This is a genomic window from Acetonema longum DSM 6540, from assembly GCF_000219125.1.
GTDB lineage: Bacteria > Bacillota > Negativicutes > Sporomusales > Acetonemataceae > Acetonema > Acetonema longum.
Window position 1 is genome coordinate 1 of record NZ_AFGF01000197.1, and the last position, 20,847, is coordinate 20,847.

At 46.1% G+C, this 20,847-nt stretch carries 26 protein-coding genes and 1 pseudogene; all 27 read left to right on the top strand.

The window, feature by feature from the left end; all coding sequences use genetic code 11:
- The first annotated feature begins 111 nt into the window (after positions 1-111).
- Complete coding sequence (gene mraY, locus ALO_RS16420) at positions 112-1,074, top strand: phospho-N-acetylmuramoyl-pentapeptide-transferase (protein WP_004098176.1); 963 nt, start codon at positions 112-114, stop codon at positions 1,072-1,074.
- Between the two features lie 69 nt (positions 1,075-1,143).
- The gene (gene murD, locus ALO_RS16425) at positions 1,144-2,499 is read left to right on the top strand and encodes a UDP-N-acetylmuramoyl-L-alanine--D-glutamate ligase (RefSeq protein WP_004098178.1); all 1,356 of its coding nucleotides are present in this window, start codon (positions 1,144-1,146) and stop codon (positions 2,497-2,499) included.
- 13 nt (positions 2,500-2,512) lie between these two features.
- A complete protein-coding gene (gene spoVE / locus ALO_RS16430; RefSeq protein ID WP_004098181.1) occupies positions 2,513-3,613 on the top strand; it encodes a stage V sporulation protein E in 1,101 nt (366 codons plus the stop codon).
- Between the two features lie 99 nt (positions 3,614-3,712).
- The gene (gene murG / locus ALO_RS16435) at positions 3,713-4,825 is read left to right on the top strand and encodes an undecaprenyldiphospho-muramoylpentapeptide beta-N-acetylglucosaminyltransferase (protein WP_004098183.1); all 1,113 of its coding nucleotides are present in this window, start codon (positions 3,713-3,715) and stop codon (positions 4,823-4,825) included.
- Between the two features lie 126 nt (positions 4,826-4,951).
- Positions 4,952-6,316: a UDP-N-acetylmuramate--L-alanine ligase gene (gene murC / locus ALO_RS16440; protein ID WP_040293721.1), complete on the top strand. Its 1,365-nt coding sequence runs from the start codon at positions 4,952-4,954 to the stop codon at positions 6,314-6,316.
- Positions 6,317-6,369: 53 nt separating this feature from the next.
- On the top strand, positions 6,370-7,617 hold the full coding sequence (gene murA / locus ALO_RS16445; RefSeq protein ID WP_004098188.1) for a UDP-N-acetylglucosamine 1-carboxyvinyltransferase: 1,248 nt from the start codon (positions 6,370-6,372) through the stop codon (positions 7,615-7,617).
- Between the two features lie 181 nt (positions 7,618-7,798).
- Positions 7,799-8,512 (top strand): cell division protein FtsQ/DivIB, encoded by a 714-nt coding sequence (locus ALO_RS16450; RefSeq protein ID WP_004098190.1) that lies wholly within the window; start codon positions 7,799-7,801, stop codon positions 8,510-8,512.
- 19 nt (positions 8,513-8,531) lie between these two features.
- Positions 8,532-9,287, top strand: coding sequence for a DUF881 domain-containing protein (locus ALO_RS16455; protein ID WP_004098192.1), 756 nt, complete (start codon positions 8,532-8,534; stop codon positions 9,285-9,287).
- On the top strand, positions 9,223-9,555 hold the full coding sequence (locus ALO_RS16460) for a small basic family protein (RefSeq protein WP_004098194.1): 333 nt from the start codon (positions 9,223-9,225) through the stop codon (positions 9,553-9,555). Before ALO_RS16455 ends, ALO_RS16460 begins: the two co-directional genes overlap by 65 nt.
- A 255-nt stretch (positions 9,556-9,810) precedes the next feature.
- A complete protein-coding gene (gene ftsZ, locus ALO_RS16465) occupies positions 9,811-10,845 on the top strand; it encodes a cell division protein FtsZ (protein ID WP_004098196.1) in 1,035 nt (344 codons plus the stop codon).
- A 233-nt stretch (positions 10,846-11,078) separates the two neighbouring features.
- Positions 11,079-12,005, top strand: coding sequence for a sigma-E processing peptidase SpoIIGA (locus ALO_RS16470; protein ID WP_004098198.1), 927 nt, complete (start codon positions 11,079-11,081; stop codon positions 12,003-12,005).
- Between the two features lie 2 nt (positions 12,006-12,007).
- A complete protein-coding gene (sigE, locus tag ALO_RS16475) occupies positions 12,008-12,760 on the top strand; it encodes an RNA polymerase sporulation sigma factor SigE (protein WP_004098200.1) in 753 nt (250 codons plus the stop codon).
- Positions 12,761-12,891: 131 nt separating this feature from the next.
- Positions 12,892-13,665, top strand: a complete 774-nt coding sequence (gene sigG, locus ALO_RS16480; protein WP_004098201.1) for an RNA polymerase sporulation sigma factor SigG — start codon at positions 12,892-12,894, stop codon at positions 13,663-13,665.
- Between the two features lie 32 nt (positions 13,666-13,697).
- Positions 13,698-14,303: a stage II sporulation protein R gene (gene spoIIR, locus ALO_RS16485; RefSeq protein ID WP_004098202.1), complete on the top strand. Its 606-nt coding sequence runs from the start codon at positions 13,698-13,700 to the stop codon at positions 14,301-14,303.
- Between the two features lie 23 nt (positions 14,304-14,326).
- A complete protein-coding gene (locus ALO_RS16490; RefSeq protein WP_040293719.1) occupies positions 14,327-14,584 on the top strand; it encodes a hypothetical protein in 258 nt (85 codons plus the stop codon).
- Complete coding sequence (locus ALO_RS16495; protein ID WP_004098204.1) at positions 14,571-15,218, top strand: hypothetical protein; 648 nt, start codon at positions 14,571-14,573, stop codon at positions 15,216-15,218. The genes ALO_RS16490 and ALO_RS16495 overlap by 14 nt, the downstream gene beginning before the upstream one ends.
- 123 nt (positions 15,219-15,341) lie before the next feature.
- A pseudogene (locus tag ALO_RS23840) lies at positions 15,342-15,464 on the top strand (helix-turn-helix domain-containing protein); the annotation flags it as partial.
- Between the two features lie 22 nt (positions 15,465-15,486).
- Positions 15,487-15,879, top strand: a complete 393-nt coding sequence (locus tag ALO_RS16500) for a hypothetical protein (protein WP_004098205.1) — start codon at positions 15,487-15,489, stop codon at positions 15,877-15,879.
- Between the two features lie 332 nt (positions 15,880-16,211).
- On the top strand, positions 16,212-16,808 hold the full coding sequence (locus ALO_RS16505) for a hypothetical protein (RefSeq protein WP_004098206.1): 597 nt from the start codon (positions 16,212-16,214) through the stop codon (positions 16,806-16,808).
- A 2-nt stretch (positions 16,809-16,810) separates the two neighbouring features.
- The gene (locus tag ALO_RS16510) at positions 16,811-17,266 is read left to right on the top strand and encodes a hypothetical protein (RefSeq protein WP_004098207.1); all 456 of its coding nucleotides are present in this window, start codon (positions 16,811-16,813) and stop codon (positions 17,264-17,266) included.
- Positions 17,267-17,503: 237 nt separating this feature from the next.
- A complete protein-coding gene (locus tag ALO_RS16515; RefSeq protein ID WP_004098209.1) occupies positions 17,504-17,875 on the top strand; it encodes a hypothetical protein in 372 nt (123 codons plus the stop codon).
- Positions 17,876-17,929: 54 nt separating this feature from the next.
- Positions 17,930-18,121, top strand: a complete 192-nt coding sequence (locus ALO_RS16520; protein WP_004098210.1) for a hypothetical protein — start codon at positions 17,930-17,932, stop codon at positions 18,119-18,121.
- A 9-nt stretch (positions 18,122-18,130) separates the two neighbouring features.
- Complete coding sequence (locus ALO_RS16525; protein ID WP_004098212.1) at positions 18,131-18,886, top strand: sigma-70 family RNA polymerase sigma factor; 756 nt, start codon at positions 18,131-18,133, stop codon at positions 18,884-18,886.
- A complete protein-coding gene (locus tag ALO_RS16530; protein ID WP_004098214.1) occupies positions 18,876-19,253 on the top strand; it encodes a hypothetical protein in 378 nt (125 codons plus the stop codon). The genes ALO_RS16525 and ALO_RS16530 overlap by 11 nt, the downstream gene beginning before the upstream one ends.
- Positions 19,240-20,064: a glycosyltransferase family 2 protein gene (locus tag ALO_RS16535; protein ID WP_004098215.1), complete on the top strand. Its 825-nt coding sequence runs from the start codon at positions 19,240-19,242 to the stop codon at positions 20,062-20,064. The genes ALO_RS16530 and ALO_RS16535 overlap by 14 nt, the downstream gene beginning before the upstream one ends.
- A gap of 156 nt (positions 20,065-20,220) precedes the next feature.
- Positions 20,221-20,520: a hypothetical protein gene (locus ALO_RS16540; RefSeq protein WP_004098216.1), complete on the top strand. Its 300-nt coding sequence runs from the start codon at positions 20,221-20,223 to the stop codon at positions 20,518-20,520.
- An 11-nt stretch (positions 20,521-20,531) separates the two neighbouring features.
- Positions 20,532-20,777: a hypothetical protein gene (locus tag ALO_RS16545; RefSeq protein WP_004098217.1), complete on the top strand. Its 246-nt coding sequence runs from the start codon at positions 20,532-20,534 to the stop codon at positions 20,775-20,777.
- Positions 20,778-20,847: the final 70 nt, after the last annotated feature.

A 20,847-nucleotide genomic window follows, 5' to 3' on the forward strand; every position in this document is an offset into this window, starting at 1 on the left:
ATGAGTTTTGCAATAGGCTCCTAATGAGGATACTATGGAGAGAGATAATTACCGGGCGCTGAAAGACTACATTACAGATGAAGTTGTTGATTTTGATACGGGAGGGGTAACATGCAGAATATATTCTATGCTGCGGTATTATCGTTTTGTTTGGTGATTGCGCTGGGACCGCTCTTGATCCCGCTACTGAGAAAGCTGAAATTCGGTCAGAGCATTCGTCAGGAAGGACCGGAAAGGCACTACGCCAAAGCAGGTACTCCTACCATGGGCGGCCTTATTTTCCTGGGTGCTTTAACTGTTGCGGCCCTGTTTTTTACCGGCAATGATCTGGAAGCCGTTTTGGCGTTATTGATTACCTTGGGACACGGTCTTCTCGGCTTTTTGGATGATTGTATCAAAGTGGTCATGAAACGGTCTTTGGGGCTTAGGGCCAGGGAAAAGCTGCTAGGGCAGATTCTCATGGCCATTGTTCTGGCTTATCTGGCCTCGGAACTTCTGGGCCTGGGTACGGATCTATGGATTCCTTTGTTGGGGATCAATATTGATTTTGGGCCGTTATACTATATTCTGGTCTTTTTTGTGCTGGTGGGCACCACCAACGCCGTCAATCTGACCGACGGGCTGGATGGATTGGCGGCAGGCACTGTGACGGTTGCCGCTATTGCCTATATGATCATAGCCCTTTGTTTCGGTAAATTCTCTCTCGCCGTATTCTGCGCAGCGGTAGCCGGGGCAACTCTGGGATTTCTGCGCTACAATGCCCATCCGGCGAAAGTATTTATGGGCGATACCGGCTCCTTGGCACTGGGAGGCGCTCTGGCCACAGTAGCAGTGCTGACCAAAACTGAACTGCTGCTGATTTTGGTGGGTGGAGTGTTTGTAATCGAAGCTCTGTCGGTCATCATCCAGGTTATCTCATTTAAGACCACCGGCAAAAGGGTCTTTCGCATGAGTCCGATCCATCATCATTTTGAATTAATGGGTTTTCCGGAAACGACAGTGGTGCACGGTTTCTGGTGCACCGGAGCGATTTTTGCCTGTATAGCGCTGATGATTCTTGCACTTAGCCGATAGGGGGCCTTTGCAAAAGGCCCGAGATTCGAGGCTGCAGATATGTTTTGTACAGATCTAGGAGGAAATAATATGGAGTTTTCAGGTAAAAAATGCCTGGTGCTAGGCGCCGGCATTAGCGGGATCTCGGCGGCCAACGTTTTGCAGGAGTTAGGTGTTGCCGTGACCCTTAGCGATGCCAAGCCGCTGGATTCTCTTAACCCTTCCCTGGCGTCCCAAATTCATCAGGGGATTCGTTTATCCTTTGGCAAACAGGATGAAGCCCTGTTGTCAGGGCAGGACTATGTGATTGTATCGCCGGGGGTGTCGATTTACAGTCCGTTGGTGGAAACAGCCCAACGCAATGGCAAGCTGGTCATGAGTGAAATCGAAGTGGCCTATCAGCTATGCAAAGCTCCCCTTCTGGCTATTACCGGCACGAACGGCAAAACCACAACAACTACCTTACTGGGGGAAATGGTAAAAAGAAGCGGACGCCCAGTTGTAGTGGGGGGCAATATCGGGTTAGCCTTGTCCCAGGAAGTGCGAGGCCTGGGGCCTGATGGCCTGGCGGTTGCCGAGATCTCCAGCTTTCAGTTGGAAGGCGTTATTAACTTTAAACCTCACATTGCCGCTATTTTAAACCTTACGCCGGATCATATTGACCGTCACCGAAATATTGCGACTTATCAGGCCATGAAAGAAAGAATTTTTGCCCGGCAGCAAGGGTCGGATATTACGATTTTGAACTATGATGATCCGGTTGTACGCGAGATGAAAAGCCGCGTACCCGGTCAGGTTGTGTATTTCAGCCGAAAAAAACAAATGGAGGAAGGGATCTTTCTCGCGGATGGAATGATCCGTCTGGTCTGGCAGGGAGCCGGATACGATATTTGCCTGATTAGCGATATTAAGCTGAAAGGCGGACATAATCTGGAAAATGCCATGGCAGCAGCTGCCGCGGCGTTTTTAGCCGGCGTGAGCATTGCCGATATTGCCGCAACCTTAAAAGCCTTTGCCGGTGTGGAGCACCGTATTGAGCCAGTAGCTACTGTCCAGGGAGTAACCTATTACAATGATTCCAAAGCTACCAATCCTGAGTCTACTATTAAGGCGTTAGAAGCATTTTCTGGAAATGGTATCCTTCTTGCCGGTGGCCGGGATAAAAATACTGATTTGACGGAATTTATGACCCTGGCGAAAGAGAAATTGGATGTTTTAATTTTATTTGGCGAAGCAAAGGAACGGTTTCAGCAGGCGGCGCAAAAACTGGGAGTAAAGCGGATTGAGATTACTCAAACCATGGAGGAAGCGGTGCGTCTGGCCCACAGCATAGCCCGCCCCCCCCAGGTGGTTTTACTTTCACCAGCCTGCGCCAGCTACGATATGTTTAATAACTACGAGGAACGGGGGAGACTATTTAAGGAGTTAGTACATCAATTGCGTTGAAGGGGGTTGTTTGATGCCAAGACTCAACTCGCCGGATTTTATCATCTTTTTTTCCGTGACAGCTATATTGGCAATCGGAGTTGTCATGGTATACAGTTCCAGCGCTATTTCCGCCCATGTCAACTTTCAGGACAGTTACTACTTTTTGAAACGGCAGCTTTTGTGGGTGTTTCTGGGGTTTGCAGCCATGTTCGTAACGATGAGCATGGATTATCACCGCTGGTCTAAACTGGCTAAGCCGCTTTTAATTTTAACTTTGGTTTTGCTGGTGTTAGTCTTAGTTCCCGGACTGGGGAAAGTGGTGAACGGGGCCAGACGCTGGTTGGGTTACGGCATGTTTTCCCTGCAGCCGTCGGAGATTGCCAAACTGAGCGCTATCATTTACTGTTCCGACTATTTGGCCAGAAATCAGGAAAAAGTCACTCAATTTTTGAAAGGGTTGGGCCCTCAGTTACTGCTGTTGCTGGTTATCTTCGGGCTTATTTTAAAAGAACCGGATTTGGGAACAGCCTTGGCGATCAGTGGCACCGTGTTCATTCTGATGTTTGTCGGCGGCGCCAAACTATCCCATTTGCTGGGGCTGGCCAGCGTAGGAGTTGCCGGTGTTGTCGCCGCTATCCTGGTTGAGCCTTACCGGTTACGCCGGTTACTGGCCTTTAGCGACCCTTGGGCCGATCCGCTGAATTCCGGTTATCATATCATTCAGTCCCTTTATGCTCTGGGGTCCGGTGGGTTATTCGGCGTGGGCCTGGGCCGAAGCCGTGAAAAATTTCTGTATTTGCCGGAACCTCATACGGACTTTATTTTTGCCATCCTGGGCGAAGAGTTAGGCTTTATCGGGACAGTAGCGATCATCGTGCTATTCTTTTTATTGGCCTGGCGCGGTTTAAGGGTTGCTATATCTGCCCCCGACATCTATGGGAGCATGCTGGCTACCGGTGTGACCTCCATGATTGTCCTGCAAGCGATTATGAATATCGCTGTTGTCACTGCATCTATGCCGGTAACCGGCATTCCTTTGCCATTTTTGAGTTTTGGCGGATCCGCCCTGGTTTTTAATTTAGCGGGGATCGGGATACTACTGAATATTTCCCGCTACTGCCACTTAAGATAGGGAACCGTTGAAAAAGGCTCATCTGCGCACTTTCCAGCATCTGGGCCTTTTTCAACGGTTCCAAATCCGAGGACAAGATTTGTGATAGGAGGAATCCATGTGCGTATCATTCTTTCTGGCGGGGGGACCGGTGGACACATCTACCCCGCCATTGCTATTGCTAAAGAGTTAGTCAAGCTCGCACAACCCTGTGACATACTTTTTGTGGGGACAAGGCATGGTTTGGAAGCGGATATTATTCCCAAAGAAGGATTTGATCTGGAAACTATTGAGGTACACGGACTGGAACGGCGGTTTTCCTGGGAGAATGTAAAGACTGTCTGGAATACCATGGGAAGTTTATGGGATTGTCGGCGAATTATCGGGCAATTTAAACCGGATGCAGTGATCGGTACAGGGGGTTATGTGTGCGGTCCTATTGTGCTTACTGCCGCCTTAATGGGCATTCCTACTCTGATTCAGGAGCAAAACGCCATTCCGGGGATTACCAACAAATTACTGGCGTTAGTAGTCGATAAAATTGCCTTAGGCTATAAAGAGGCCATTCCCTTCTTCAGTAATCAAAAGAAAATAGTTGTTACCGGCAATCCCATCCGGGAAGAAGTATTGTCGGTCGATCGGGCGCAGGGGGTTCAGGCTCTGGGGTTGGATGCCGGGAGGAAAACAGTTCTGGTGGCAGGCGGCAGCCGGGGGGCCCGCAGTATCAACCGGGCCATGAAAGCAGTACATCAGCGGTTCGCCAATCGCGCCGGAATTCAGATATTGCATGTTACCGGACAAAGCGAGTATAATAATATGGTTAGTTTTTATCAGGAATCCGGTATAGACGTATTGGGGACTGGAAATATTATCATTACACCCTATTTGTATAATATGCCGGATGCTCTGGCTGCCGCCGATATTGGCATTTTTCGCGCCGGTGCTATCGGTTTGGCTGAACTTACGGCGAAGGGGGTCCCGGCGATACTGGTTCCGTATCCTTATGCCGCGGAAAATCATCAGGAATATAATGCCCGGGTACTGGAAAAAGAGGGGGCAGCCATTATGATTACCGATGCACAATTAGACGGCAACCTTTTGGCCGATGCGCTCGAAAAATTATTATGCCGGGAAGAAACACTGGAAAAAATGTCGCTGGCCAGCCGGCGGCTGGGCAGGCCCGGCGCGGCGAAAGCAGTTGCCAAGCTGGCCTTGGCGCTGGTTCATCACTGATTTTTGGGCTGTGTAGCAATTAAGTCATGTCTGGCATACAATGAAATTACTCTAAGAGTTCTTTTGTTGTTGGTTACGGGCTTTGGCGACGCTGAAAAAGGGGGAGAAACTTTGATAAATCTAGATATGATTGGAAGAATACACTTTGTCGGTATCGGTGGTGCCGGAATGAGCGGAATTGCAAAAGTCTTAATCGAAATGGGCCACCCTGTTTCCGGTTCCGACATCAACGATTCAGAGACAGTACATAAGCTGCAGGCTATCGGAGCTAAAATATTTATTGGCCACAGAAAAGAAAATGTTGAGGGAGCGGCGGCAATTGTCACATCGACGGCCATTACCAAGGCAAATCCGGAAGTAATTGCCGCTCAGGAGAAAACTATCCCTATTTTTCACCGCTCCGATATGGTAGCCGCTTTAATGCAGGCTAAATACGGCATTGCTGTAGCCGGCGCTCATGGCAAAACAACTACAACATCTATGGTGGCGATAGCATTAGAGCACGCCGGTATCAGTCCCACGGTGCTGGTAGGCGGAGAATTGGATTTTCTTCATGGCAACGCCAAACTTGGCACCGGCGAACACTTGGTAGCGGAAGCCGATGAAAGCGATGGCTCGTTTTTAAAGTTTTCGCCCCGGATCGCAATAGTCACCAACATAGAAAATGACCATATGGATTATTATCAAACTATGGAAAATATGCTAGGGGCATTTTCAAAATTTCTCAAGAAATTACCCTCAAATGGTTTAGCGGTATTATGCTTTGATAATGCAAATGTCAGGCAGGTTTCCCAAGACCTGGACGCTCCCGTTATTTCCTATGGGTTAGATTATCCCGCGGATGTTACAGCGACAAATATCACCTCTCGAGGAGCCACCACCCGTTTTGATGTCATTTTTCAGGGCGCGAATTTGGGGACCGTTGAGTTACAAGTCCCAGGCCGGCATAATGTTTTGAATTCATTAGCCGCTATTGCGGTAGGCCTGCATCTGGGCCTGGCGTTTCAGTCCATTGCCGCTGGCTTACTATTGTTTAAGGGAGCCAAGCGCCGCTTTCAGACAAAAGGGCGGGTAGACGGGGTATGGATTGTGGACGACTATGCCCACCATCCCACGGAAATCACGACGACCCTGCTGGCTGCCAGGGACACTGATCCCAAAAGGCTGATTTGTATCTTTCAGCCCCACAGATATACTCGGACTCAATTGTTGCGCGCTGAGTTTGGGCGGGCATTTTATCCGGCAGATGTTTTGGTGTTAACCGATATTTACGCCGCCAGCGAAGATCCAATACCTGGTATTTCAGGAGAAACCTTGAAAGATGAGGTGGAAAGCCAAACGAAACAACGCGTTACCTACATTGCCGATAAAAACAAAATTGCCCGTTATCTGGCGGAGATTGTCGAATCTGGGGATCTGGTGATGACCATGGGCGCCGGCAATGTTTATCAGATCGGCGAGGAGTTACTGGAAACTCTAACGGACCGATAAGGATTTTATTTGTTTGTTTTGTGGGTGGTTGTACTTTTCTAGGAGGGGAGACGATGGAGAAATTTATCGTCAAGGGAGAAGTACGATTAAACGGCAGTATCCGGTGTAGCGGCGCTAAAAACGCGACTTTGCCGATTATGGCGGCTACATTGCTTTGTTCTGGGTTATGTATCATACATAACGTTCCTCAACTGAAAGACATTAAGGTCATGCAGGATATATTGTCACTGTTCGGAGTGACCATCAAACGCGAAGCAAGTACCTTAATAATGGATACATCTAATATTCGGGTCAGTGATATACCTGAACATTTAATGCGTGAAATGCGTGCTTCTATTTTTTTGATGGGCCCCCTGCTGGGCCGGTTTAAAAAGGTACGTTTATCTTATCCCGGGGGCTGCGCTATTGGTCCCCGACCGATTGATCTCCATCTCAAAGCTTTAACCAGGATTGGCGCTAAGGTGAGAGAAAGCTTCGGTTATATTGAGGCTGAGGCTGAAAAGCTCGTGGGCAACGAAATTCATTTTGATTTTCCCAGTGTCGGGGCGACCGAAAATGCCATGATGGCAGCGGTATTGGCGGAAGGAACCACTATGATCCGTAATGCGGCCCGGGAACCGGAAATAACCGACCTGCAGAACTTTTTAAACAAAATGGGCGCCAGGATCAAGGGCGCCGGTACCGATACCATTACCATTGAAGGTGTTTCCCGCCTGAATCCTGCCGAGCATCAAATCATTCCTGACCGGATCGAAGCAGGTACCTTTTTGCTTGCCGGCGCCATGACCCGTGGTGATGTTACGATTGAAAATATTTCACCTGACTTCTTGTTCTCAGTGACGAATAAAATACAAGAAATCGGAGCCGATATTACCTTGGGACCCAACTTCATCCGCATAAAGGCGGATGAGATACGCGCCACCGATGTAAAGACCCTGCCGCATCCGGGGTTTCCCACCGATTTGCAGGCGCCGATCCTATCTTTGCTCAGCATCGCCAAAGGCACCAGCATTGTAACGGAAACCATATTCGAGAACCGGTTTAAGCATGTGGATGAACTGACCCGCATGGGGGCTAAAATTAAGGTGGAAGGTCGCTCGGCTATTGTACGGGGTGTGGCTAATTTAACAGGAGCTGTGGTGGCGGCTACCGATTTACGGGCAGGCGGGGCATTGGTGCTAGCCGCTCTGGCTGCGGAAGGGATTTCAGAAATAGAAAATGTTCATTATATCGACCGGGGATATGAACATTTTGAGCGCAAACTGCAAAGTTTAGGCGCTGATATTCTTCGATGCCAATAGGTTTTCTTTACTTACTTTATAAGCCAAGAGAAAAATAGGCAGTGAATTCGCTGCCTATTTTTTTTGTTTATGAAAGGACAGGACTGTTGTATACTTATCAATAGGCAGCAGGCAGTGCTGCAGTATGAAGAGAGAGAGGTGACCTGGACTGGAGCAGGCAGCACAGGAACATAAACGGCGAGTGAAAAACGGGGCACTGGTGAAGTTGCTTCTCTTTGCCTTTATTTTTGTTCTGGCAACGTTTTTGTTCCTTCATTCCGACTTCTTTCTGGTAGGAACTGTTTCAATACAAGGGAATCATCATCTGTCTAAGGAAGAAATCTTGCAAATTGCCGGTATTCCTGAGCGTATTAACATTTTTCGTCTGAATACCACCGATATAGCCAACAAGCTTTTAAAAGATTTGAGAATCTATGAAGTAAAAATCTTGCGTAAATATCCCGCTACTGTTATCATTAATATCCGTGAGCGTCAACCATTAGTGTATCTGGCCAATGCTTACGGATTTGTTCAGGTGGATCAGCACGGTTTGGTTCTGGCGGCCTTCAAAAATATTAAATACTTTAATGTCCCGATTGTAACCGGCATTCGTTTAGGCAATGCATATACCGGCGATACGGTAAATCTGCCTCAGCTTGTGCCCGTCCTTACTTATTTATCGTTATTGAATGAACGGACCCTAGCACAAATATCCGAGATGAGTTTCAGATCCCCGGAAGAATATACCGCCTATACGGTTCACTCTATGGCTATTATTTTGGGAAAGGCGGAGCGTATGGAGGAAAAAGCCCGACTGACCAATGAAATAGTAAAAGACTTGGAGAACAGTAAAGCTAGGGCGGAATATATCGATCTCAGTTATATCTCGCCCTATGTTAAATTGAAGAGGAACTAAACTTTAAGGATGTGATTGCATGACTTCCAAAAGGCAGGGACAGGTATCTATTGCATTAGTATGTATAGTACTTGGAATCATGTTGGCTATACAGTTTCGTACGACTCAGGATGTACAGTCTTCGATTCCATTTCAAAGGCTGGAGGATTTATCCCAGCGTTTAAATCAGACTGAAAAAGAACGGGATGCTTTGCAGAAAGAAGTTTATCAACTGCGGCAGAGCGATAAGACCGAAGCGATATCCCAAGAAATGGCGAACATTAAAATGGCTGCCGGTCTGACGGCTTTACAGGGTCCGGGGGTCATGGTCACGATTGATGACAGCAAACGTCCGGCCAAACCGGGTGAAAACCCCAATTTATACCTGATTCATGATGATGATATCCTGAAAGTTATTAATGAACTTTGGGCTGCAGGCTCGGAAGCAGTGTCCATCAATGAACAGCGATTAATTGCCACATCAGAGATTCGTTGCGCCGGACCGACCCTTTCCGTCAATAATACCCGTTATTCCCCCCCTTACGAAATTCGCGCTATCGGGGATCCCAAAACATTGGAGAATGCCTTGCGAATGCGGGGAGGCGTGATTGAGACCCTTCAATTTTGGGGCATTCAGATTGCTCTGAAACAGCAGAGTAATATTCAGATTCCGGCCTACAAAGGGGCTTATCGTTTCGATTACGCAAAACCCGCGAGGACGGTGCTCAATAATGTTGTTACTGGCCATAATCGGCATTATAATCGGCATTCTTATTGGTACCGTATTTCCCATTAATATTCCGGCTGAATACGCCAAATTTATGTCAGTGGCACTGCTGGCCTCGCTGGATTCGGTTTTCGGCGGGTTACGCGCCGGTATTTACGAGAGTTTTGATAATACAATTTTTATCAGCGGTTTCTTTACCAACGCCCTGCTGGCGGCGGGCCTGGTTTATATGGGTGAAAGGCTGGGAATTGATTTATACTATGTGGCTTCTCTGGCTTTCGGTTTGCGTATCTTTCAGAACCTGGCCATTATTCGCCGTTATTTTTTAAAGAAATAGTAGTGACCGTAAATATATATAACCACAATCATAACAGGTTGTGGTTATTTGATTTAAATCGAAAAAAGTCCTGAAACAGGCTTTTATTTTGCAAATATTTTTCTGACAATTGTCTGGAAATATGCTAAAATTTATTCGTGCCGCTGGCATTTGTAAAAAAGGGGTATATGCCGCTGGCGTTGAATTACAAATATTTAAGATGTTTTACCTTTTAGTACCGGAGATGATTTTCCCTACATTAAGGAGGTTGCACTCATGCTTGAACTGGAGATGGAGTGTGAACAGCTCGCCTCTATAAAAGTAATTGGCGTTGGCGGCGGTGGCAGCAATGCAGTGAATCGAATGATTGCTGCCAATGTGCGGGGAGTAGAATTTATTGCGGTCAACACCGATGCTCAGGCGCTGATCACATCCAATGCTCCCTATCGTATACAAATCGGAGAAAAGCTGACGAAGGGACTGGGCGCCGGTGCCAACCCTGATGTGGGAGAAAAAGCGGCGCAGGAAAGCCGGGAGGCCCTTTTAAAAGCCCTGAAAGGGGCTGATATGGTTTTTATTACGGCAGGAATGGGCGGCGGTACAGGTACCGGAGCTGCTCCTATCGTGGCGGAATGTGCCAAAGAGGTTGGAGCATTAACGGTGGGTGTGGTTACCAAGCCCTTTTCTTTTGAAGGGCGGCGCAGGCAAAGTCAGGCTGACCGCGGTATTGGCACACTAAAACCAAAAGTAGATACCCTCATTACCATCCCCAATGACCGCCTGATGCAGGTGGTCGATAAACGGACATCAATTCTTGAAGCATTCCGGGTCGCTGACGATGTATTGCGGCAAGGGGTGCAGGGCATTTCGGATCTCATCGCCGTTCCCGGTTTGATTAACCTGGATTTTGCCGATGTTAAAACTATCATGATGAATACCGGTACAGCCTTGATGGGGATCGGGGTCGCGTCAGGAGAGAATCGGGCGGCTTTAGCCGCCGAGGCTGCCATTAACAGTCCTCTCCTGGAAACTTCCATTCATGGCGCCAGAGGAGTATTGCTCAGCATTACCGGCGGCCCCGGTCTGGGTTTATTTGAAGTCAATGAAGCGGCGGAAATGATCCAAAAAGCGGCGGACCCTGAAGCCAATATTATTTTTGGCGCTGTGGTTGATGAAAATGTTGGCGAAGAAGTCCGGATTACGGTCATTGCTACGGGCTTTGAAACAAAGGGCCCTGCTCATTCCCCAACCGTTTCCCTTTCATTGCCCAAAATAGAGGGCTTGAATATTCCCCCGTTTTTAAAGCCCTAAAGTCAAGAAATAAAAAAGACTGGCCATCGGTCAGTCTTTTTTATTTTGGGAAAAAAATGAGCTTTTAGCTTTAATAATATCCTATTTTGTTTTCAGCCAAAACCCATAGAATAACATTCTTTCAACTTAACGCAATTTATAATTGAATTAATCCATTTTTTGTTTGGGCTGTCATAAATTCGAAGAATCAGCATAGGGTGTTATAACGACTAAATACTTGGCAGGTAGAGTTTATGATTATATATATTGATGTGATATTGGCCTTGAATATGGTGCTCAATGGAGTGGTTTTGCATTTTACCGCTCATGTTTTAGGATTGCGCTATTCTCTTTTTAAAATAGCATTGGCGGCTGCCATAGGCAGTCTTTATGCTTTAGGATTATTTATCGAAGCACTGGCAGTCCTATATTGTTTCCCCTGGAGAATCATATTGCCGCTGGTTGTTTTGACAATTGCCTTTGGCAAGATGCCATGGAAGAAGTTCATTTTAACTGCAGTTGTCTATCATAGCATTTCATTTTTTCTGGGAGGAACGGTATTGGCCTATTCTTATCTTACTTTATCCGGACCTGGCAGGGAATTTTGGGGATATACGAGCGGATCTGTCCAAAGTGTAAATTATCAGCAACTATTGGGGGGAGGGATATGCGGCTGCATCATATTGCAGACATTTGCCCGTAGGATAGTGGAGCGAGTCCAAAAACAAGATCTATATTACAACCTGAAAATTATTTATGACAATCAGCGGGCAACCGTAAGGGCGCTGCTGGATACAGGGAATGGATTGCATTCGATCGCAGGGCATAAGCCGGTTGTTTTAGCTGATTTTCAGGCAATAGAGTCCCTGCTGGGGCAGGAATGCCTGCATTTCTTGCAGAATATGGCACCGGGCAGCTGGGTGGAACAGTTGGATCGATGTCCTGATGCGAAATGGCTGTCAAGAGTGGAAGTAATACCTTGCCGCCATGTGGGAGGAAATAGTTGCTTCATTGGCTTTCGTCCGGACAAAATTGAGCTTCTGACAAAAGATGGGTTGCTTTCTGTGACAGAAGTGGTGATTGGCATATATCCTGGCCACCTTGACCGTAACCTGGAATATGTCGCTATACTGCATCCTGCAGTCTTACATAATACGGACCTTTTAGCAAAGGAGGTATAAGTTTGCATACGCATGGAATCAAAACGAAATGGATCATCTTGCGATTGAAACTCAGGCTGAAAATCATTCATCTGCTGCAATATTTTGGTTTGTATGACCCGGACGAATTATATTATGTGGGCAGCACAGAAATACTGCCGCCTCCTCTGAGCAATGATGAAGAGATCTTTTTACTGACTTGTCTGCAGCAAGGAGATAAGGCGGTAAAAAGCATCTTTATAGAGAGAAATTTACGTCTGGTGGTGTATATTGCCCGTAAATTTGAAAACACTGGCGTGGGAATAGAAGATTTGGTGAGTATTGGAACAATTGGTTTGATTAAAGCGGTGAATACATTCGATCCTCTAAAAAGAATCAAATTAGCTACTTACGCTTCCCGTTGCATTGAAAATGAAATTCTGATGTATCTGCGCCGCAATAGTAAGACCAGGACGGAAGTCTCATTTGACGAACCGTTAAACATTGATTGGGATGGCAATGAATTACTGCTTTCAGATGTTCTGGGGACAGAAAATGACATTATCTATAAAAGCGTGGAAGAAGAAGTGGATAAAATGCTGCTCAATAAGGCTATGAGCCGATTGAGCGGCAGAGAAAGAAAAATTATGCAGCTTCGATTCGGTTTGGAAGATGACGGGGTCGAGAGAACCCAAAAAGAGGTGGCCGATATGCTGGGAATATCCCAGTCTTATATATCACGCCTGGAAAAAAGAATCATCCGACGGCTGCGCAAGGAAATCAGCCGTATGGACTAAATAATAAAAAAAGGGTGGAACAATGTTCCGCCCTTTTTCATTCGGTATAAAAACTGACGACAGTGGCAATAATTCAGATAGAGTGAATTTTCAACAATAAACAATACTGGATATTTATGGGAGTGATGACTTTGATTATCAACAAGGTAGAAATTTGCGGCGTCAATACAGCTAAGCTCCCTGTGCTATCAGCAGTAAAAATGCGAGAATTGTTCGAACTGATGCAAAGCGGCCAACTGGACTCCCGGGAAAGGCTTATTTATGGTAATTTACGGCTGGTACTGAGCGTAATCCAGCGCTTTAATAACCGGGGCGAATATGTGGATGATTTGTTTCAGGTGGGCTGCATCGGTTTGATCAAGGCCATCGACAATTTTGATTTGTCTCAGAATGTGAAGTTTTCTACCTATGCTGTGCCGATGATTATCGGCGAGATCAGAAGATATTTACGGGATAACAATCCCATCCGGGTAAGTCGTTCCATGCGGGATATCGCCTATAAAGCGTTGCAGGTCCGGGATGCGCTGGTCAGCAAATTTTCCCGGGAACCATCGGTGACTGAAATTGCTGAAGAGTTAAAGATCCCCCGGGAAGAAGTCATTTTTGCCCTGGATGCCATCCAGGAGCCGATTTCGCTATTTGAGCCTATTTATCATGACGGGGGAGATCCCATTTTTGTCATGGACCAGATCGGGGATGATAAAAATCTGGACTTTACCTGGCTGGAGAGTGTCGCCATTAAGGAGGCATTACGAAAGCTGAGTGAACGGGAGAAACATATTTTGACCTTGCGATTTTTTGAAGGAAAAACTCAGATGGAAGTAGCGGATGAAATAGGCATATCCCAAGCGCAGGTATCTCGTCTGGAAAAAGCTGCGCTGGGACATATGCGCAAGTATATGTAAACCTCAGGCTCGGGATAGGAGAAATTTACGAAATGAATATTAAATATGGTTTGAGTCTTTGTATAATAGGGCTGATATTGGGTCTGGCTGTTTTATCAGCCGACCGAGCGATTTCCGGACCAAAAGTCCTTGGCAACCAGGAGGTGGTTCGTTTTCACGTTCTCGCCAACAGCGACAGCGCTTACGATCAGACCGTAAAACATAAAGTCCGGGATGCAGTTATTTCCCATTTAACTCCTTTATTACAGGACGTAACGGATGCTCATGCCGCAAAAAAAGTAGTGATGGATCAGCGAGAAAAGCTTCAGGCTGCTGCCGATGCCGTACTGGCAGCTTACGGTGCCCCTTATCGCGCCACGGTGATTGACGGTCATTGGCAGTTTCCTATAAAAGCCTATGGTGATTTGGTCCTGCCGGCCGGAGACTACGAAGCTGTAAAAATACTGCTGGGAGAGGCAAAAGGCAGCAACTGGTGGTGTGTGCTGTTTCCCCCCTTGTGTTTCATTGATATCAGTAACGCCACAGCGGCGAAATTGCCGGCTAACGGCCAGGAAAAACCCCAGACTCAGGCCGGAAACGGGAAGATTGAGTTTAAATCAAAAGTAATGGAATGGATCAGCGAAGCAAATTTCCGCTAGTAAAAAAGAGACACATATATCCTTTGTCCTTCATATTTAAAAGAAAGACTGTAAATACTATGCTTTCTGCATACCAAGGCATAGTATTTTTACTTTTGAGACAGTTTTTGGGACAGTTGGCGAGGGTGAGCATTGAAAAATATCTTAAATCATCCTTGACAGGAAAAGTATGGCAAGTTAAAATAAAAGATGTAGAAGGAAAAATAAAAGAATTAAATTCCATCTGTAAAATTGGATACGTATGCCCATTTTTTGGGGGGGATATGTTTGGAAACGGCTGAGCAGTTATTTGCGGATACTGTCAGGACTGGGAACCTGTGGCGATCAGATAACAAGAAGCCGCGCTGTTGGGTAGAGAGGCGAGATGAAGTGACAACAGATGAGGTTATACACCGTTTGGAAAAATCCGGGTTAAAGAAAATATCATCCAGAACATTGCGAAATTATGCAAATAACGGATTGTGCCCACGTGCTGATGTAAGGGGGCGTGGTCGCGGCAATGGTGCAGGTTCAGAATGGCCGGAGGAAACACCTTCACATTTTTATGCGTCATACAATATGCTCCATGGGAGGATAAACAGTACTTGGAAACTTGGTATTGAAGAGATAGCAAAAATTAAAGATGATGCTTTAATGGCGGTTAATACTGATGATTATCAAAATTTAGGGCTAAAATCTGAGGCGTGGTTAAGTTTAGTTAGTGATTTTTATAATGGTTCAATTGAAACTCCTGAGACTAGGCTTTTAGCGAGAATAGAAAGGGAAAAGATTGAACCTTGGATAAATGCCTTGGGCAATATGGCACCAGAAGCAAAGGAAGCATTCCATCAAATTGTAACCATGGAACCTGCTAAAAGAGATGAGCTATTCAAGGTGGTCGCAAAGGATTTGGCACGAATAAATAGGCTGGTCTAGTAAGGCCGGCCTTTCTATTGCACTCAAACAGAGTGCTTTTTTTATATTTAAAAATCGGTATGGGAGGAATAGAACATGGAGAAAAAAGTCTATCAGATCAAGGAAGTTTAGGAAGTAACAGGTCTTTCCCGTAATACTGTTATGGGCCTGATTAAGGAGGGGAGGATCAAAGCGATTAAAGCAGGGCAGCGGCGGTGGCTTGTACCTGGCTGGGCAATTGATGAATTCTTAAGGCAGGCGCAATAAGCAGATATGGGAGATGGTGTATATGCCGTGGATACAGGTACACGAGGATTTACTCTACAGTGTTAAATTGAGGCGACTTGCTAAGTTACTTGGTTGTGGTCGTGCCGAAGCAATTGGAATTCTTGTTTTCCTCTGGTTATTCGCTGTCTTTGCAGCAGATTTGAACGGCGAGATCAAATGCGTAGAACCAAAAGATTTTTATAAACCTGAGTTACAAAACCCGAAGTATACTGCCGATGAGGTAGTATCTGCATTAATCCAAACAGGATTCTTGGAATACGGCGATGAGCAGGACAGTTATATTATTCATGATTGGGCTGATTGGCAATATGTGTGGATTGCAGAAAAGCGCAAAAGGAGCGAAAACGCCGAGTACATGCGGAAATATCGAGAAAATCGGGCAATAGAGGCATGATTTATCCGCCCACTGTCCCGCCACTGTCCGCCCACTGTCCGACATAACCTAACCTAATCTTACCCTACCTTATCATAGCTTATAGAATTAAGAGAATATAGGAAGGGGGGCAGGGGTGAACCATTAACCAGACTTTCCAACAGATACATTTTCATAGCTGCTACTTAAAGCCGTTGAGAGGTATCCCAAAAATCTAAGCACCCGTTACATGATGCTCCTCCTTGCCTCATGTAACGGGGTGAGGTTTTCTCGATATTTTACTCACAGCATAGGTTTTTGTCTCAACGGTTTTTAAGTTGCAGCTATGCAATCAACAGATAGGAGGATTTGAAATGAAACAAGGAAACACAAGTAGCAACGCACAGGTTTTGATAAACCTTGCGGAGTCATTGGCTTTGGTGGAGTCACTGGAAGCAGATTTTTTGAATGCGCACAATGATTTGGGGAGCCATGTCCGGAAAGTAATTGATCGCATTTTGATGGAGAAGTCAAAGTATGATCAAAAGGTTCGCGCCCTTTCCGTTGAAAAATCCGAACTTATGAAGCAGATTAAAGATGAGCAGGAAAAAGCTTCAGATTTCATCCGTATTGGTTATAGGGGAAAGATTCCGGAACCCAATACAAAACCCCTTGAAAAACGACTAGAGGAAATCCGGGAAGAACAGGAGGCCATAACCAGAATGATGGATTCGCCCCGCCCTCTTCCAGACGAAGAGCGGGAATTTCACAGGCTTTACAGTATAGCCGAAGAGAAGCGGGCGCCGGCGAAACAGGCGGCTGAAGCCCTGTGCTCACAGGTTCAGGCGGCGGTAAAAATCATTAACGAACGTTTTATACCCGATGGTATAAGGTCGCGCACAGAGTTTAAATATAGGAACTTACTTTCCGCAACAAGTAGGTATTTTGCAGAAATGACAGGAGGATTTTAACGATGAAAAGAGTCAAGGAGAATTGCAGGTCAAACGCTGATGCCACCCGCTCTCGTATGGTTGAGCGGCATAACGCCACAACTAGAACTGATAGTCTTGGTGCAGATGAAGCCAGAGCCCGCATGATATCTCGTAGGAGTGGAGGCACGGAGAGCAAGCCTAAAAGTGCAAAGGAAGCGCGTGCGGACATGATTAGTAGACATGATGGCCAAGGTAGAAACTCGCATGATACAGTTGGCAAGATGATGGGGAATAGCATTTCAGAAGCCTATCGCAGAGAGTTTGCAGGAGAAAGCCAGGATGAAAACTTAGTAGCCGCTTGCATTCGTGACATTTACGGTCCCAATGCTGATTTTGAAGTTCGCAGAACCGGCGCAGGGTCAAATACTCTCAGAAAAGGTGGACAGGCAGAGCTTGCAAGAGATCGTATGATCAACAGGGGGCGGCACAGTGAATAAGCAGAACACCGCAGTATATAACGCCTTGCAATCCGCCTTTATGGAGGCGGCAGAGCTTGATGCCTTTATAAAGAATTCGGCTCTTAAAGACACCGTGCACCCGTGTTGACCATGTGACGGAAGCACTGGTGAAGACGCCGGAATATATGGCCTTCACCTCATGCGTGGAGGTCCTGACTTTGATCTTGCAGGATGACAGGAAGTAGCTAAGGCACTGATCAGGGGAGGCTGGCCGTTATGAGCAGAAACCGCAGGGAAGACACCATTTTACAAGCTCTTATTACTCATCGAACTATCCGGGAGGCAGCACAGGCGGCCAGAGTGACCGAGCGGACAATATACGATTATCTGAGCAATCCCGCATTTAAGGCCCGGTATCAAGCCGTCAGTGACGATGTTGTAAGGGGAGCCGCCAATAACTTACGCGATAGGATGAGCGGAGCTGTTGACGTTATTGCAGGCGTGATGGATGATGCCGAGGCCCGGCCACAAGACCGGCTGACTGCTGCCAAAGCTATCCTTGACTATGGAGCGAAGTATACGGAAATGCGGGATATTCTGGAACGAATGCAGATATTGGAAGATGCGGTAAGCAAGATTGAAAAATAGAATTTGCAGACTTTTTCATGATTTTTCATGTTCTGGCAGAAAGGCGGGGTGTAATTGAAACGGATTGAACAAAAAATGTTGGCTTTGGAAAAAGCTCTACAGCATGTGAACGACCCCGACAATATAATCATCTATGAGCCGGGCCCGGGCGAACCGGAAAAATCTATTGAACATTTCCATAAGCAGTACCCTGATTATGACGGAGTGCTCATAATTTTGCCCGAAATCGAAAGGGATGATGATTGAGGCGCGGCCATGACAAATGAAGAATTAGCCCAGCGTATACAGGCAGGACAGCGGGAATATGAGGCAAAGCTGTGGCGACAAGTCAAGCGGTTTATTTCTGCAAGGGCGATACCATACGCTATGTATTTAGACGGACGTTCCGCTGATATAGAGGATTTGGAACAGGCCGGATATTTCGCGATGTTGGAAGCAGTGCGTTATTTCCGGCCAGAAGGTGAATACGGCTATCTTACTTATTTGTCGTGGACACTCAAAAAGAGCTTTGCGGAAGTCGCGGGGATAGAAACGAGCAAACGAGATGCTTCTCGGTTTTCCATTAGCCTTGATGAGCCTATAACTCGTGACGATGGCAGCGATAACCGTATAGATTTTATTGCTGATAAGCAATCACAAGAGCCATTTCAACGGATTGACGAAAACGGATATATCCTGTTTGTAAGGGCAGCCATCTTGGAGGCCATGAGGCCCCTTAGCGAACGGAGGCAAGAAATTCTTATTCTCACCTATTGGGGGAATTTTTCATTTGCTCAAATAGCTGAAATAATCGGCCCAATAAATCCCCGGACAGTAGAGCAGACACATTACGAGGCATTGCGCTGGCTTAGAACTTTTAGGCGTTCTTTGCATGACCTTATTTATGGGTTTGATGCTCAGTCGAATTACTCATATGACCCTGACCTGGAGCAATTCGGGAACGGTGGTACCAGCACAGCGGAGCAGGCGGACTATGCACTTATGAATTGGGGGCGACGGAATGGAAAGTAATAGACACAAGCAAGCGCAAGAACTTTTATTATCAATCATTGATAATGGCGGTGAAGGATATGCTGCCCGGTTTCAAATGCTCGTATCACTAGCTAAACGGTACGAGCATGACGAAACTGCCAGGTTGATCATTGACGAAGCTGTGAGAGCTGCCGAGCGTCTCAAGTTTCCTCAGGAAGAGATAGACATATTTAAAGAACTTTTCATGTGCCGTCAAATGACCAGGCGCATGATTGCGGAAAATCATTTTATGACCGTTAGAACGGTATGGAATAAACAGAAGGATTTTTTTACAAGGATTATGCCCCTGGTGTTTGGAATTGACGGGATACCGTTTGAAAAAGGAAAACTCTATGCCGAAGATTAGCATAATTGTTCCTGTGTATAACGTTGGGCTATATATCGCAGAGTGCCTGCGAAGCATCCAGTATCAAACGTTTAAAGATTTTGAGGCTATTCTTATTGATGACGGCAGCACAGACACGAGTAGCCAGGTTTGTGATTGGTTCGCAGAACATGATTCCCGCTTTCGTGTCATTCACAAGGTAAACGGCGGGGTTTCCTCCGCTCGCAATGCTGGCCTTGCAACGGTTAAGGGTGAATACATTGGATTTGTAGACCCTGACGATAAGATTTCCCCTGATTTCTACTCCTTGCTCATAAAAGCATTATCAGAAAACGATGCTGATGTTTCCATTTCTCACATTCGGGTAATTACAGAAAATGGTTCTGATTATCCTTTGCCGCAATTTTTCACAACACCACCGGAAAGAGAATTAATTGATAAACACAATATAATGGCGCGTTATGCTGAAGGCGGCGTATTATGCCCTGCTGTGTATGATAAATTATATAGGTTTCGCCTTTTTAGCGGCATAACATTCCCTGACAATATATCATTATTTGAGGATGGGGCGGTTATGTCGAAAATTTTAAGCAGAGCTACACTGCTAATAACAGAACCGGATGCTGTTTATTATTATCGCAGGCGGAAAGGCAGCCTAACCAATAAAAAGATTAATTTCGATGAATTCATAGAAATGACCGAGGCCGTAGAAATTGCGAGGAAAACAATTATTGAGAATCAGCCGACACTTGAAGAAGACGCTAATATATTTAGCACTTTTTATAAGATATCCGGTCTCATAACGTTGCTTTCTTCGAGAAGGCAGAAATAACATAAAACACACCGATTTTACTTACGTTTTCGTAAGAAAACGGTGTGTTTTATGGCATAATTATAAAATGAGTAAGATTGCTTGAAACCACCCAAAATCCCCGTATAATGGGGATTAACCGGACATATTCCGGAATATATCAGGGGGTGTTAAACTATGAAAAAGAATGCCAACATAACCACGTTTGGAGAAAATTTCTCCGAGATGTTTTTATCTCGTATTGCGTACCGTGAAACATTTGCGCCGCTCCAAGATGTAGACGCATACCAGGCCGCAAAGGAAGAGTATAATAACGCATATAACGAGGTAGCGCAGCAAGGGCCTAAAGCCCTTGAACGGCTTTTGCGGGCCATTCACCGAGTGCAGGATTTTGAGCAAGAATATCTTTATCGCCTGGGTTTTCAGGAGGGTGTCCGGTCGCAAAGCGCTTCATTTCTTATCGATGGACTGAGGTAGGAGGCGGCGCGATGAAACGAAAACGAGCCATAGACCGGGTAAGGCCAGCGGAGCTTTACCCCTTCCTGGCGGAGCATGCCGGAGTTCGGGGAATAGAAATTGCGGCGATTTACCAAATGGAGGATGCTGATTGCGTATTTGTTGAGATCGAGGGTGCGGGCTGCAGGTGGAAGGGGAAAGCCAATGCAGAGATAAGACTTTCCTCAAATGGGAAACCGGACAGCCTTCTGGAGTATATAATCACGAGCATGAAATAAGACCATCAAGGAAAGGAATTTGTATATTTTAAATAGATTTACCTTTTAGAAAATAAGAGCCGTTGCAGGC